General features: G+C 67.8%; 14 protein-coding genes. 10 read left to right on the top strand and 4 right to left on the bottom strand.

From position 1 onward, the window contains the following. The first annotated feature begins 1,119 nt into the window (after positions 1-1,119). From ACZ6C6_RS34305 to ACZ6C6_RS34295, 3 genes are read left to right on the top strand one after another with little or no spacing between them, the layout of a single operon-like run. Positions 1,120-1,968: a hypothetical protein gene (locus ACZ6C6_RS34305; RefSeq protein WP_365686466.1), complete on the top strand. Its 849-nt coding sequence runs from the start codon at positions 1,120-1,122 to the stop codon at positions 1,966-1,968. Further along, positions 1,965-2,126 (top strand): hypothetical protein, encoded by a 162-nt coding sequence (locus ACZ6C6_RS34300; RefSeq protein ID WP_365686468.1) that lies wholly within the window; start codon positions 1,965-1,967, stop codon positions 2,124-2,126. Before ACZ6C6_RS34305 ends, ACZ6C6_RS34300 begins: the two co-directional genes overlap by 4 nt. After that, the gene (locus tag ACZ6C6_RS34295) at positions 2,123-2,617 is read left to right on the top strand and encodes a DUF6420 family protein (protein WP_365686469.1); all 495 of its coding nucleotides are present in this window, start codon (positions 2,123-2,125) and stop codon (positions 2,615-2,617) included. Before ACZ6C6_RS34300 ends, ACZ6C6_RS34295 begins: the two co-directional genes overlap by 4 nt. A 59-nt stretch (positions 2,618-2,676) precedes the next feature. On the opposite strand, the gene ACZ6C6_RS34290 is transcribed toward ACZ6C6_RS34295, so the two are convergent. Next, positions 2,677-3,243, bottom strand: coding sequence for a hypothetical protein (locus ACZ6C6_RS34290; protein ID WP_365686472.1), 567 nt, complete (start codon positions 3,241-3,243; stop codon positions 2,677-2,679). Positions 3,244-3,624: 381 nt separating this feature from the next. On the opposite strand from ACZ6C6_RS34290, the gene ACZ6C6_RS34285 reads away from it, so the two are divergent. Beyond that, on the top strand, positions 3,625-4,473 hold the full coding sequence (locus ACZ6C6_RS34285; protein WP_365686474.1) for a hypothetical protein: 849 nt from the start codon (positions 3,625-3,627) through the stop codon (positions 4,471-4,473). Between the two features lie 154 nt (positions 4,474-4,627). Further along, complete coding sequence (locus ACZ6C6_RS34280; RefSeq protein ID WP_365686476.1) at positions 4,628-5,092, top strand: hypothetical protein; 465 nt, start codon at positions 4,628-4,630, stop codon at positions 5,090-5,092. A gap of 288 nt (positions 5,093-5,380) precedes the next feature. Here ACZ6C6_RS34280 and ACZ6C6_RS34275 read toward each other — a convergent pair whose 3' ends face one another. Beyond that, a complete protein-coding gene (locus ACZ6C6_RS34275) occupies positions 5,381-5,809 on the bottom strand; it encodes a hypothetical protein (protein ID WP_365686478.1) in 429 nt (142 codons plus the stop codon). 503 nt (positions 5,810-6,312) lie between these two features. Between ACZ6C6_RS34275 and ACZ6C6_RS34270 the strand changes: the two genes are divergently transcribed. After that, complete coding sequence (locus ACZ6C6_RS34270; protein WP_365686479.1) at positions 6,313-6,588, top strand: hypothetical protein; 276 nt, start codon at positions 6,313-6,315, stop codon at positions 6,586-6,588. 1,048 nt (positions 6,589-7,636) lie between these two features. Beyond that, positions 7,637-8,947, top strand: a complete 1,311-nt coding sequence (locus tag ACZ6C6_RS34265) for a helix-turn-helix domain-containing protein (protein ID WP_365686480.1) — start codon at positions 7,637-7,639, stop codon at positions 8,945-8,947. A gap of 165 nt (positions 8,948-9,112) precedes the next feature. Here ACZ6C6_RS34265 and ACZ6C6_RS34260 read toward each other — a convergent pair whose 3' ends face one another. After that, on the bottom strand, positions 9,113-10,378 hold the full coding sequence (locus ACZ6C6_RS34260; protein WP_365686481.1) for a hypothetical protein: 1,266 nt from the start codon (positions 10,376-10,378) through the stop codon (positions 9,113-9,115). Further along, the gene (locus tag ACZ6C6_RS34255; RefSeq protein ID WP_469208675.1) at positions 10,375-11,052 is read right to left on the bottom strand and encodes a hypothetical protein; all 678 of its coding nucleotides are present in this window, start codon (positions 11,050-11,052) and stop codon (positions 10,375-10,377) included. The genes ACZ6C6_RS34260 and ACZ6C6_RS34255 overlap by 4 nt, the downstream gene beginning before the upstream one ends. A gap of 134 nt (positions 11,053-11,186) precedes the next feature. On the opposite strand from ACZ6C6_RS34255, the gene ACZ6C6_RS34250 reads away from it, so the two are divergent. From ACZ6C6_RS34250 to ACZ6C6_RS34240, 3 genes are all read left to right on the top strand, one after another. After that, complete coding sequence (locus ACZ6C6_RS34250) at positions 11,187-12,023, top strand: ParA family protein (RefSeq protein ID WP_365686483.1); 837 nt, start codon at positions 11,187-11,189, stop codon at positions 12,021-12,023. Further along, complete coding sequence (locus tag ACZ6C6_RS34245) at positions 12,020-12,382, top strand: hypothetical protein (protein WP_365686484.1); 363 nt, start codon at positions 12,020-12,022, stop codon at positions 12,380-12,382. The genes ACZ6C6_RS34250 and ACZ6C6_RS34245 overlap by 4 nt, the downstream gene beginning before the upstream one ends. 535 nt (positions 12,383-12,917) lie before the next feature. Beyond that, positions 12,918-13,442, top strand: a complete 525-nt coding sequence (locus ACZ6C6_RS34240; protein ID WP_365686485.1) for an RNA polymerase sigma factor — start codon at positions 12,918-12,920, stop codon at positions 13,440-13,442. Positions 13,443-13,474 lie beyond the last annotated feature (32 nt).

Genomic DNA, 13,474 nt, shown 5'->3' with positions numbered 1-13,474 from the left:
CCCCGCGGAGCGGGTACCCCATCGCTGCGCGATGGGAAAGCGAACCGGGTTGCTTCGCAACCCGGCCGAAGCGATGGAAAGCCGCTTCGCGGCTTTCGGATTTCCGCTTCGCTCCAATCCACGGGCCTCCGCTCCGCTCCACCCCGAACAGCGGGGCGGGTCCGCTTCGCTCCCCCACCCGGTTCCGGCTCCGCCGGAACAGCTGGCTACACGATGACGGTGTATCACCGCAGGTCTGTGTAGCATCCCGAGAACACGGCCACCCCCGGAACCGTGACACCCCATCACCCCGGCCCGAGTGCCAGCCACCAGGCAACAGGTGCGGATTCCGCTGCGCTCCACCCGCATCCGGAAGCACCTCCCCCGCAAGTGGGAGATGGCTTGAAACTCCCCCCGATAGAACACCGAACCGCTACCACGATACCCGTGCATCCCCTGTACATGCATTACATGCATTGCATTATGCATCACCGATGTGCTGTGTAGCATCCCGAGCCAATCACCACCCCCTCTCAGGAGGGCCTGTTAGGGGTTCGAGGAGAGGACGCGGGGCCCGTCACCCCTTCGGATGAGGGCCGGTGCCGGGCTGACCGCATCGTCGTGGCCAGCGTAGTGACGGGCCCCGCGCTGTGGGGGCTGGCCTGAGTGATACGTGCAGGTCAACCCATGGAGCGGACGCGCTCCGCGCGGCGACTGAGAGAGGCGGGGAGCGGCGTCCGCAAATCGCCGCCTGACGGTCGTTCGCGGGTCGGGGGTGGAAGAGGGTCACTGGCTCGCGATCGGCGCTCTCCGGGGCGCACAGGGGCCTTCTCGGGCCTCCCTCAGGCCGTGGGTCCACCCGAGAGTGGAGGCGGTGGGCGGACGGCGCACCGATGGTCGGCGGCGTGGGGGCCGGGAGGCGGCCTGGGCCGCTGTGTGCCGGGCGATCGTCCGCCGGAGGCCGCCGGGGAGGGGCGGGGCCCGTTCGCCGCTCCAGCGGCCGCAGACGGCTTCGGGCGCTGGCGGCCGACGAGCTGAGCGGCCCGGCACGATCAGACCGGCGGTCGACCTCAGAAACCGGCGATGACTGGCGGTCCGGCCCGGCAGAATCAGCGGTTCATTCACGCTCTTGGGGGAGCCATGCAGGAACTCCGCTTCGACGACATTCGGTTCACCACGGCGGTCGACAGTGCCCAGACATGGCTGCGCCCCGCGCTGGGCGGCCACGAGCTGAGCGTGCAGCTCGCCGTCGGGGTGTCGCCGTTCGCGGAGGCAGGGAAGATCCTCGCCCTGGAGGCGGAGCTGTTCGGCTTCGGCGCAGCGCCGGCGCAGCGATCCCGGCTCGGCCGGATCACGGCGAACCTCGCGTACACCCCCGTCGTGACGGTCCACCGGGTGAACCTGGTGTTCCCGCTGACATCGCTGCAGGTCCACGCGATCGAGGAAGCCCGCAACGGTGACGTGCGGTTCGAGATCGACCTGAACGCCACCCTGCCGCAGGCGGCCGGATACCCAGGGTGCGCCCAGACCACGGAGAGCATCACCCTGGCCAAGAGCACCTGGGAGCAGCAGATCGCGCAGCTCGGGCCGTCCGCGGCCTTCGAGATGGCCGTGCCCTACCCGCTCGGCGACCCGCAGCGCGCCGAGGTCGGCCGGCTGCTCCGGGAAGCGCAGCGGCTGCTGACCACCGGGGAGATCCGGGCGTCGATCCTGGAAGTCCGGCGGGCGCTGGAGTGGATCCAGCACCACGTGGACTGGGACAGGCCCGGGTCGAAGAAGCTCGCCAACCAGTGCCACCAGTCCGAGCGCTGGTGGCGCATCCAGGAAGCCCTCTACAGCCAGACGTCCGGCGCCATGCACAACGACCCGGTCACCAAGGACTTCCTCTACGACCGGGCCGAGGCGGAGACGCTCCTGGCGATGACCGCCGCACTGCTGCGGAACGTACCCGCTACGACTCCCCAGACCGCCCCGGCCCCCCGCCCGTGATCCGGGACCACCGCACCAAGGGCGGCGCCGCCCAGCTCGGCGCTGCCGGCCCTGGCCTGGCCGGACCGTTCGGCGTCTGGCCCGCCGACGGCCACCAGGACGACGAGGACGAGGACCACGAGCCCGCCGACGAGGCGGGGGAGACGAGGAGCGCATGACCGAGGACCGCGGCATCGCCGGCCCGTATATCGAGTACGACGGACTGCCCGTCCTGCACGGGACGGAGGTGAAGCTGCCGCTGATCCACCCGTACGCCCTGGTGCCCGCCTCCGGCCGCTACATCACGCCCGGCGGCGGGCGGCTGACCATCCGGAAGGCGGAGGAGAAGGCCGCCCACCTGCGGATCACGCTGGACCACCTCGGCTGTCCCGCTCAGTGCACTGAGGAGAAGGACGCCGTCTACCGGCGCCTCGCTCTGGCCGTCGAGGGCTACTGCGTCGCCGCAGGTTGCCGCCACCACCCCGCGTTCTCGGACGGGGTGCTGCGCTGCTTCGAGGTGCGTACCGGCGCCGTCCCGCTCACCGTGTTCATGCGCGCCGTGCTCGCGGTCGAACTGGGCGACCTCAGCCTCGCCAACAGGCTCATCGAGGAGGCCGAGGCCCGGTGCGGGCCCGTCCGTCGGGCGGAGGAACCGGACACGACAATGTGACCGGACTTGCAACCGCGGGGGCGCCCTGGGAAGAGGCGCCCCCGAGAGAACCACACGTCTCAACCCCGGAAACGCCGACCTCGCCCCCGCGGTGGCTCGGGCTCTGGCTCCACCCGCGTGCCCAGTGAACGCACCCAGCGTGCACCTGCTTCGTCGGCGCATACGAGCGTCAGGTGCACGTCCGTCTCGCGCGTGTGGTAGTCAAGTTCCACATACACATCGTGCAGTGCACCGGGACTCGACGTCCCCAGGTCGATCGACGGCTCGCGACGGTAGTCCCAGGCCAAATCGGGGTCGTACGCGCCCCGCATCCCCTCGACTCCGTCCCCCGTCGCGCTGACCGCCACGGAGGCGAGCCGCGGACCGGACGCCTGCTCGATCTTCACCAGAGCGCGAGGCACATTCACGTCCGACTCGTCGGTGTAGGCGCGCTCCACGGAGAAGACAGGTCCCCTGTTCTCGAAGCGGTCCTTCTCCTCCCCCTCGATCTGCCGCCGCATCAGCTCCACCTGCTCCCGCGCGGCCTTGGCAGCATCCTTCGCCGTCTTCGTCTGCGACGACGTGTAGACGATGCCCACCACGCTCACGACCACGGCGACTATCGCAGTGATCAACTCGCCGCCCACTCGTCCCCCTTCTTCGCGCCTCTCCCCGAGGCGCGGCTCTGCCTGGGCCGCCAGTATCAGCGCTGGGCACCGGCGGGTGGCTTCGGCCTGGGCCTGAAGCGGCGGCACCGCAGGTCGTGGGCCTGCCCTCAGCCGGTTTTGCGCAGAAGCGAGATGGTCGGCGTGACACGCCATCGTGCGGTGAGGCCCCGTGCAGCATGTGCAGGTTGCAGAGCTGAGGGGTCCCGGAGCCCATGTCATTTGGTCATCCCAGTTGAACTTTCACCTGGGACTGTCAGGTTGATCTTTCAATTGGCCCTTTCATGTACCCGCTGGGGCGTGCACCTCCGGTAGGGCTGAATCGTTTGGTTTGGGTGCGCTGGGATGGCTATCTTCAGGGCCATGAAGAGGACATCGCACACCGAGCAGGACATGAAGGAACACAAGGCGACCGGCAGGGACACCCGGGCGCAGGTTCTTGAGCGCTCGATCCGGTCCAACGTGCCCTTGCGCAAGGTGTTCGTCCAGGCCCCCAAGGGGGCCGCGAGCCGCCACGGCCCACTCAAGGACTTCGTGACGGGCAGAGACCTCCGGGGCCTGAAGGCGTACCTGATGATCGTGGCCGCGTGCAGCAACGGTGTCTCCGGCTGGTCCACGAGGCACGACAGTGCGGTGTGGGCACGGCTGATGGACATCCAGGCGACCGCGACCGATCAGTCCGCCCGAACTGGCGCCTGGCGGGCGCTGCGCCGGCTGGAGGTTCGGAACCTGATCAAGTGCAGCCGCGCGGGCGCCATGATCACGGTCACCCTGCTGCGGGAGGACGGCAGCGGCAGGGCGTACGACCGCCCTGACGGGAAAACCGAGGAGGACCGCTTTCTGCAGATCCCGACCACGTTCTGGACGAAGGGGTACGACGAGAGCTTGGACCTGCCGGCCCTCGCTCTGCTCTTGGTCATCGCCCGGGAGAAGGCGTGGTCCGCCTTCCCTGCCGAGAAGGCGCCCGAGTGGTACGGCTGGTCGGCGGACACTCACGAACGCGGGCTGAAGAAGCTCCTCGACCTCGGTCTCGTGGAGCGCATCAAGGTCTTCAAGAAGGCTCCGCTCACCCCGGCCGGCGTCACCGTGACGTACCTCTACCAGCGGACCGCGATCGCCAGGCCCCGCAAGGCCCGCAAGGCCGCGCCGGCCACCACGAAGTCCACAACCGCGAAGAAGAGCGCCGCGAGCCCTTCCCGGAACAAGGGGTGACCTGATCAACCAGACCCAGGGGGGACCCCACACCGAAGGCGGACAGAAGCCAGCCTGGCTGGACGAGTCCTTCCACGAGAACAGCGAGAACGGCTTCTACATCCTCGCCGCCACCATCATCGACCCCGCCGTCACCGACGACGTCCGTGCGGCCATGCGGGCGCTGAAGGGACAGCGGGACACCAGCAAGTCCCACTGGACCGAGATGGACCATCGGCAGCGTCGCGACGCCGCCGAGCTCGTAGCCACCCAGAACGGCCTGCACGTGGTGGCCGTTGGTACACCAGTGCCCAAGCGGCGACAGGAACGGGCCCGGAGCAAGTCGCTGACTGCGCTCGTCATCGAACTGCACGCGTTCGAGGTCGACCGGCTCTTCATCGAGGCACGCGAGACCACACTCAACAAAAAGGACATCAGCACGGTCGCCCGTGCCCGGCAAACGGTCCTGCCCAAGGGGGCCGTGTTCCGTGCCGATCATGTGCCCGGTCATACGGAGCCGCTGCTCTGGATCTCCGACATCGTCGCGGGAGCCGTTCACGCCCAGCGCAAGGGCGATCCGCGGTACACCATGCTGCTCGGGGAAACTCTGCTCGACTTCGATGTGCCCACCGACTGCTGAAGCGCCCCGGAAATGCGCCGAGCCAGGCTCCCGGTCTGCCCCAGGTCACCTGGCTCCACTTCCGGCGACCCGCGGTCACCGACTTACCCAACACACTACAGGTCACTTTGCAGGGCGCCAACAGCCTCGATGTCACCGCCATCGTGCGGCGGCTTCCAGCGCTGGCCCGTGATCCAAACACCCGACGGGCAAGGGAGGGGTGTCAGCGGGCTGCTGACACCCCTCCCCCATATAAGTAGCTTTATAGACACCATCTCAGCAATCTTTTTCGCTAGCGAAAAAGATTGCTCATAGAGCTGATCCATCGACTTCAATGATGGTTCCGGATGCCTCTGCAGCGATTTCCGGTGTACTGCGATTCAGCTTTGACTTGAGGTTCTCGAAGCCCCTTCTGGCATACGGGGCGGCCTTGACCGCCGCAGCGGTCACCACGATGCCCACTGCGGCGGCGCCCGCCATGGCCAGCTTGAGCATGGCCTCCGCCTCGGCCTGCGTGAGCCTGGCCCTGTCGTCCGCGAGGGCTTCGGCCTCGGCGCGGGTAAGCAGGTCGCCGTCAGCCGAGTAGAGCACGCTGTGGCCGACGAGGTGGTTACCTTCGTCGCGCAGGAGGCCGTTGCGGCCGCCCGGCGCGATATTCGACTGCGAGAGGCGGGTGTCGACCGGGTACTCAACGATCATTCTCTCTCGGACCATCCCGGGCCCGACTTCAGTGCTCATGGGGCAACTGTAGGGACCGAAAAGGCGGCTGAAAGGTGGAACCCCTCTGACCACGGGTGCCGTTCCCTCGGTGCGGCTGACCCGGCAGGACAAGGACCTGGTCGCCGTCGAGCCCATGGCCCGGTTCACCGGTGCCTACTGGAACCCCGAGCCGTCCATGCCGCTCTCCGAGTTCGTCGGCAGAGTCCTCACCTCGCGGTTCGTCTCGCACGCTCCACGCACGCCGAACCGTCACGTGGTCCGGCCGGTAACGCTGGTGTGGGGCCACCCCAAGTGCGTACTGGCGGAGGCCAAGAAGCTGGGAGATGAGGAAAAGCAGCAGCGGGTAGCGCAGGAGGAGCAGGAGCGTGCCGAGCGGCGGGGGTACGCCCGGGAAGAGGCCGCGTTCGCCGAACGTATGGCACGCTCCGACCCGGACCGGGCGGCCCTGGCCCGGCACTCCGCCCGACTGCCCGGAATCGAACGAGCCAAGGCCCACGCCGCACGCCATGTTCCTCACCCGCGTGACTGTCGGCTGGAGTGTGGGAGACAGCCGCTACTCCAGCGGAGTCCCGCTCGTTAACGAGCGCGGGGCCCTGCTGGCCATCTTCGACCCGCTCCCGCTTACCGGCCCCTGCCCCGACTTCCTCCTGGACGTCGGGCTGCCGATGCTCTTCCTCACGGAGAAACGACGCGAGCGCTTCGAGGAGCACCGAGCTACGAGTGAGCGATTGCGCCGGTTGTGCCAGCAGGACGTAGCCGCGGCGCCCCGCGACGACGAGCGGTCGCCGCGCCCCTAAGCGGACGCAGCGGCGCCCTGCGTCCCGCGGGCGTGGAGGGCCGCAAGGGCATGGCCCTTGCGTGGCCGCGATCGAGACATTCGACCACTTGGTCTCGTTCGCCGCTTTGGAATCCGTGAAGATGTTCGAGGTTGGCAGACGGTTCGGCGAGTGCAACTCAGGCCAGATGCACTCAAGACGCCCATGACCCTGCGAGTTCTTCATGGGCCTGACAGGAATGGGGACCACTGCTCGCTCAGAGTGTGGTAAGCGTCACGCTTCGCGTTCTATGGCGTGAGGGGCTACTGGGGCACGGCAGGCCAGCTGGGGCCCCTGGCATTACACGGCAAACCGGGCTGGAACGATGAGGATTCGAAGAGGATTGGATCCCGTCGTCCCCTTCTTCCGTGTTACTTCCCGGTAAAGGAGAAGCGGTTGAAGAGGTTCCGAATCTGCTCCCCCGTCAGGCGAAGTAACTTTCTGCGGAGTTGAGCGTTGTGCCGCCCCTGGAGGGCGCCTGGCTGTAGTCGCAACCCGGTAGAGTCTGTCTATCGCCTTTCCCTTTGGGAGCTTCGGTCGTCTTTCTCGATCGGGGTCGACCGCCCCGGGAGGGAGGTGATGCGAGATGGAAGCAACCCCGCCTAAGTGCGGGGAGAGTCGGACCCGCAAGGTCGTGAAGCAGGCTCTCGGCTGGTTGGCACTTCAAGGGCTCAGCGCCCTGCTGCGTCACCTGCTGGACCTGTAAACGGCGACGGGCCCCCTGGTGGAACAGGGAGCCCGTACGGAGCCGAAGCTCCCATTCGCCGGCCTCGCGCCCCCACCTACGGTCTAGCTAACCAAGGGGGCGTGGGGCCACTCTTCTGTGCGCAGGGCGCATGGAGAGGTGTTCCCCCACCGTGCGCTCGATGAGCTCCAACTTCGCTCATTTACCCGCGTCCAGCTAGCTGTTTGGCCACTAAAAAAGGTCTTTCAGCAGGCCCGAACCTTCCGTTACGCTTCGGAGTCACCGACTGGTGGAAACAAACGGTACCTCTAAACCGGTCCCCACCGGTAGTTGAAGGGGATGACCATGGCGCGTGGCCTGGCGGACTTCGATCCATCTGCTCTCCTTGAGTTCCGGACCAGGTACCTCGAGCTAGACGGCAACGGAGTGCCCAGCACGGGGTCCCTGACGGCCAAGGCTCTCGCGGCACGGGTAGGTACGACGAAGTCACAGATCCTGGCCTACGAAAACGGGCACCAGACGCCGGATCCGAAGCGGATTCGTGAGCTTGCAGAGGCCCTGAACGTGGTGCCCCACATGTTGATGCGTAGAGGGCGTCGTCAGCACTGGGACCTGGCGGACATCCGCCGCGCGAGCGGACTCACGGCCAAAGAGGTTGTGAAGGCGCTCTGCATCTCGCCGAAGTCCTACCGCAGGTTCGAGCAGAACGGGATCGTCCCTGCCCGACGCCCCGCGTTCCTTGATGACGTGGCGCAGGTCCTGGGTGTGCAGCAGCGCGCGTTGCAAAGGGCCATCGACAACGTCGCCGCTGTGAAAGACCGGCGTCAACTGACAGCGGTTCTCACCGAAACCTTGGCGAACCGCTACGTGTCCAAGCCCGGTACTTGGAAGGGGCCCGACATCGACGACCCCTGCGTTACTCAGCTCTCGACGTTGTACGGGCGTCCCCCGCAGCGGATACGACGTCTCATGACGCACCTGCTCGGCGAGTTGCGGCAGATGACGGTACGGATGCAGCGGGAGAAGATCATCGCCGACTTCGACCCTGATCCAATGAGGCAACAGCGTGCGTGGGCGGCGATAGAACGGTGGAATGAGCTCTACGAGCAGGAGATCGAGAAGATCCCCCGACTGCTCGAAGGGTTTCATCGGTCAGCTCAGCCATCCGATGCTTGGCACGTCTTGGTGAACCTCTACGACGCGGGCCTACACCCCGAGGGGGCGTGGGTCTTCTCCACCCTGCTGGGGACCCCCGAGACTCTGCGGAGGCTGCCGCGTTCCCTGGTGTGGCAGCAAACGTTCGACGAGGTTGAGGCAGCTCAGCTCACAGGCAACGGCCGAGCGCATGTACGCAATTTCCAAGAGCTGTACGCGGCTCTCTACCCGGGCCTTCGGCGTCCAAAGCCCCAGGCGGTGCGGCAGGCTCAAGGAGCCACGCGAATGATTCGCCCCGAAGCGGCCTTCACTCTGCCCGGCCGGCAGGAGAGATTCGTGATCCCGAACTATGTGCTGGATGAGCTGCATCGCAAGGGCAAGAGCTCCATGGAGCTGACCGTGACGCCAAGCCTTCGCTTCACGCTGGGGTTGAACGGAAGCTCCATGGTGTCTGGGAGTCCGACTCGCCCTTCGATCTCCACAGACCTTTCAGCTACTTGATCAGCGGAGTAATTCCGCTAGCTAAAACACTAGCCATTGGCCTGCTAGCGGTCTGCGGACGCCAGCGATCCCATCCTTTCGGAGCGGCCCAGTTCAGGGCAGCCCTCACTCGCCAAATAGCCCGGCGCAAACAGCCTCCCCCGGGCCAACATGCTGCTGAGGAGGCTAGGTGCCCGCTTCCGCTGCCCGCGAGGGGCGGCCCCAGCCCCCGGCCCGCTCGATCGCGGCGAGCAGTGCCAGCTCCCAGCCGGCGGCCGCGAGCGAGGCCGTGTCGGGCAGGCCCGCGTCGGCGAGGACGGACAGCTGCATCGTGTGCTCGATGCCCTCCGCCCATGCGCCGCGCACCGCCTGGCGCTCGGCGATACGGGCCTGCAGCTCAGCGGTGGAGTTCTCCTCGCCCGCCTGGCGCAGCTCGGTGAGGTCACGGCCGCGGGCGGCGACGTCGTCCAGGAGGACGGCAGCCTTCTCGGCGTCCGGCACTGCCGGGGCCTGCACGGCGGTCGGCTTCACACCCCGGCGCAGCTGCTCCATGCGCGTGGGCAGCGGCTCCCAGGACGGCTGGCCGGCCATCTCGATGTTTGTGTCGACGACGGCGCGGGTCCAGGCGCGGGCCAGGCCGCGGGGCATCAGCGGCGTCCCGGCCGGGACGGCCTGGCCGTCCTGATGGTTGCCGTGCAGGGAGACCCACAGCGCGATCGCGGTGCCGCCGATGCGTTCCAGCAGCCGCAACCGCTCCGGTAACCACCTCTTGAGGGCCGCCCTCGACAGGCCGGACAGGGCGAGCAGCTCGGTGAACGCCTCCGCCTCGCTCCAGCCCTGCGGCCGACGCACCACCCGCAGGTCCTCCAGCGTCGGGGAGAGGTCCTCGATCGTGCGGGCGCACATCTCGCCCGCCCGGATGCCGGTGTCGGAGACGACCGCGCCGATCGCGAGCATCCGCAGCTGGCTGGTGGTCGCGTCGAGGGAGTCGGCGAGCTCGGTGAGCTGGGAGCGCAGCAGGGAGCGGGGGCGCTTGGCGACGGGTGCCTTGCGTGGCGGGTCCGGCTGCGGCGGGAGCTCGGCGAAGTACTCGGCGCCGCATGCCGTGACCAGCAGCTTGAGGACTTCCAGGCGGATCTGCTCGGAGTGGTCGGAGCCCTTGGCCGGGTCGGCGGCCGTACGCACGCGCAGCTGCCCGGTACGGGCCAGGCGCAGGTAGGCGTCGACCGGGTCGGCGGTGAAGACCTGGCGGACGCCTGCGGTGTCGGCAGCGAGGGGGTGCTCGGCGTGGGCCAGGGCGCGGGTGTACTCGTTCGCCACCCACTTCACCTGGCGGGCCCGGGAGGCGGACACCGAGGGCCAGGACGTCACCTCGGCGGCCGCCACGGCGAGCAGTTCGGCGCCGGTCAGCCTGCTGTCGACGACGTCAACGACCCTGTCTTCGGCGCTCATGACGCCGCCGTGTCGCGCGCGGAGGTGACCCGGTAGCGGGCGGCGGAGCGCTCGCTGATCAGCTTCTTCACGTCGGTCAGGGCCTGCGCGGCGTCGGCAGCCCGCGTACCGGTCGGCTTCACCGCCTCGCCGTCGTGGGGGGCGAGGCGGAAGCGCGAAACGGCCAGAAGGCCGGCGAGCCGCGCCCGGCTCCCGTCGGTGGCCAGCAGCTCCCCGATGCTGTGAACGGCGGCCCGGATGTCGGCGTCGCCGTCGAGGTTCTGCAGGTTCCACGCGCCGGACGTGTCGTAGAACCGTTCGGCGACGTCCCGGATCGTGTCGGCGTTCTCCTCGCACCAAGCCGCCTCGGCCCGGTCGCGGGCCTTGTCCAGGCGTTGCGCGGCAACGTCGCGGCCGTGGTAGCTCTTGGCGCCGCGTTCCAGGCGCAGGGCGCGGGTCTCGGCGGACTGCCGGGTGCCCAGGCCCGTCGCGTCAGCGATCTTCTGCCAAGAGCTGCCGCGGTCACGCGCGGCGCGGATGAGCTTCAGCTCCATGGCGTCCAGGCGCTGACGGGCCTCGTCGATCTGCGAGAGGGCGGCGAGGACGTCTTCCGCCGGCACTTCGGGCCGCTCCTGGCCGCGCGGTGCGTAGCCGTTGAGAGCGGCCGCCACGGCAGTGATCGCCTTCGCCGTCATGATGACCGGTAACGCTCGCTGGCACGCGGGCGCCCCGGCACGAGCCGGACGCTGGGAACGGTCACCGCCGCACCCGATGCCGAGCCCTATGAGCTGGCCTGATGAGTCGGGCGAGCGGATTGGAGGAACTGCAGATGATGACTCGTCCGACGACGGCCCGCCGCGTCGCCATGCTCAACAACAAGGGGGGCGTCGGGAAATCCGGCACCACGGTCCGCGTTGCCGAGGGCCTGGCGAAAGCCGGTAAGAGGGTGCTCGTTGTCGACATGGACCCGCAGGGCAACAGCTCCGGAATGCTCGGCTGGCGGTACGACCCCCAGCTGAAGCAGCCGACGATCAGCCAGGCCATCAAGGCCAACACGGACCCCAACGAGGCACTGGGGTGTGCCCGCGCAGTCTTCCAGCCGATTGGCTGGAAGTGCACCTACGCCGAGCGGATCCAGATCGCCCCCGCGCGGCTCCCGCTGGAAAACCGGATGTCGGAGGCCGGGATCGGTGGCGCCTGGCTCCGGCTGAAGCAGGCCCTGGAAGGCGCCGACGACGGATTCGACTACGTGCTGATCGACTGCCCTCCCAGCCTGCTCCACCTCACCCAGCTCGCTCTCGCGGCCGCGCACGACGCGGTGGTCGTCACCGACGCCGACGTCTACGCCGTCGAGGGTGCGATCCGAGCACGCGACCTCATCGTGAAGAAGGCGGCCACCCACCTGAGCAACCCGGACCTGCAGATCCGGGGCGTGATCCTCAACAAGTACAAGGACACCATCCGTCAGCGGGAGCAGCGCGACTCGATCCACAGCATCTTCGGCCCGCTGGTGTGGGACCCGAAGGTGAAGTTCATCGAGTCCCTGGCGACCGCCAACAACAACGCCGTCTCCCTTGAGGAGTTCAAGGGCGACCGGGTCTCGGAGATCCGCGCGACCTACGAACTGCTCACCCAGACCTTCCTGAAGGAGATTCCGCTCCCGTGAGCCCGGACATCCGTACCGCAGAGAACCCGGAGCTGCCGGACGACGATGACGACATCGCCGTCGGCGGCGACGTGAGGTCGCCGAAGAAGCGCGCGGCCGGCGCTCCGAACAGCCGCAAGCAGCTCGGCCGTCCGGAGCGCCGGCGCGGTCGCAAGCCCGGTCCGACCCGGGTGATGATGAACGTACGCGTCCTGTTGGAGACCGACGACCTAGTCACCGAGATCGGCGAGGAGACCGGCATGGGCCCGCAGGACATCACCGATGCCGCGATCGCCCACTACGCCGCCTATCTGCGGCGGACGGGGAAGCTCCCCAAGGCCGCCAAGCGCGACCAGGAGGAGCAGACCGAAGCGTCCTGACCTCTTTCTCGCCAGCGGCCCCGCAGAAGGCCCACGGGGCCGCTGGCTGTTTCGCTACGAAGGTGACCACTCACCAACGGCCTCCACATCGGCCATCCGGTACAGCAGCGAGCAAGGAGCGTGACCAGCGCCACACTGAATTTCTGGGAAGGTGTTCACCCTTTTCCGTCCCGCGATGCCTGTAGTGGGCAGAGTCGGGGCGCTAGGTCCCGACCGTTCACGGATGGAGTACTGGTGGGGCCGGAGCTGTTGAACGTGGCGGGCGGTTCAGTGGTGATCGTCCTGCTTGGGCTGGTCTTGCGGCCCCGAAAGAACGGCGCGGGCCTGTGGGACGTGCTCCACGAACTGGCCCGGGGCCGGACCGCCAGCGGAATGGAGCGCGAGCGGCGCGCCACCCTCTCGGTGTTGCTGCGTAGGCTGCCGGACCGCCGAGTTCAGGTGGAAGATGTCGTCCACGGACGGCGGACGGTCATTGGCGAACGCGCTGGTACCCCTAGTCGGACGCGTTGACCCGGGCGGCAGAAGGGGGCAGCTCATGGCCCGTGCAGGCTCACTGAGGGCAGACGCAGATGACTACGACCAGTTCTTCCTGCGTTGGGAACCGCAGGTAAGACGCTATTTGCTGTGGCTTGAGGGGGATCATTCGGTAATCGACGATGCGGCCCAGGAGACAATGCTGGCCGCACACACCTACTGGGACTTCGTCAACCACCTGGATAAGCCGCAGGCGTGGCTGTTCAAGGTGGCCGGCCAGCGACTGCAGCGCGTCCATGCCTCTCGGCAACGGCATGGCCTGAGTACTGACCCCGGCGAACTGCCGCAGAGTGAAGGGCCAAACGACGTAGGGTTACGAGAGAGGGAGCTCGTCCTTCTTGAGGCGATGCGCAAACTGCCCGGCCGGCAACGCACGGCGATGGCACTGCGCTGGCAACTCGACTTACCCAACGACGAGATCGCGACCGTCATGGGAGTGTCTGTGAACACGGTGAAGACCTGTTTGCGCCTGGGGCGCGACACCCTGAAAACCCTTGTTGCAGACGTCAGTGGAGGTGAACGATGAGCATCGAGCGCCACCTGTACGGCACGGCCACG

The organism is Streptomyces sp. NPDC041814 (assembly GCF_055590565.1).
The sequence above is the reverse complement of the archived record's forward strand: the minus strand, read 5'-3'. Positions and strand labels throughout refer to the sequence as shown.

Bases quoted from the DNA above. Each gene is read 5' to 3' on its own strand.
- ACZ6C6_RS34285 (WP_365686474.1), top strand. From the start codon at position 3,625: ATGAAGAGGACATCGCACACCGAGCAGGACATGAAGGAACACAAGGCG.
- ACZ6C6_RS34260 (WP_365686481.1), bottom strand. From the start codon at position 10,378: ATGAGCGCCGAAGACAGGGTCGTTGACGTCGTCGACAGCAGGCTGACC.
- ACZ6C6_RS34275 (WP_365686478.1), bottom strand. From the start codon at position 5,809: ATGAGCACTGAAGTCGGGCCCGGGATGGTCCGAGAGAGAATGATCGTT.
- ACZ6C6_RS34280 (WP_365686476.1), top strand. From the start codon at position 4,628: ATGCGGGCGCTGAAGGGACAGCGGGACACCAGCAAGTCCCACTGGACC.
- ACZ6C6_RS34305 (WP_365686466.1), top strand. From the start codon at position 1,120: ATGCAGGAACTCCGCTTCGACGACATTCGGTTCACCACGGCGGTCGAC.
- ACZ6C6_RS34255 (WP_469208675.1), bottom strand. From the start codon at position 11,052: ATGACGGCGAAGGCGATCACTGCCGTGGCGGCCGCTCTCAACGGCTAC.
- ACZ6C6_RS34250 (WP_365686483.1), top strand. From the start codon at position 11,187: ATGATGACTCGTCCGACGACGGCCCGCCGCGTCGCCATGCTCAACAAC.
- ACZ6C6_RS34240 (WP_365686485.1), top strand. From the start codon at position 12,918: ATGGCCCGTGCAGGCTCACTGAGGGCAGACGCAGATGACTACGACCAG.
- ACZ6C6_RS34295 (WP_365686469.1), top strand. From the start codon at position 2,123: ATGACCGAGGACCGCGGCATCGCCGGCCCGTATATCGAGTACGACGGA.
- ACZ6C6_RS34265 (WP_365686480.1), top strand. From the start codon at position 7,637: ATGGCGCGTGGCCTGGCGGACTTCGATCCATCTGCTCTCCTTGAGTTC.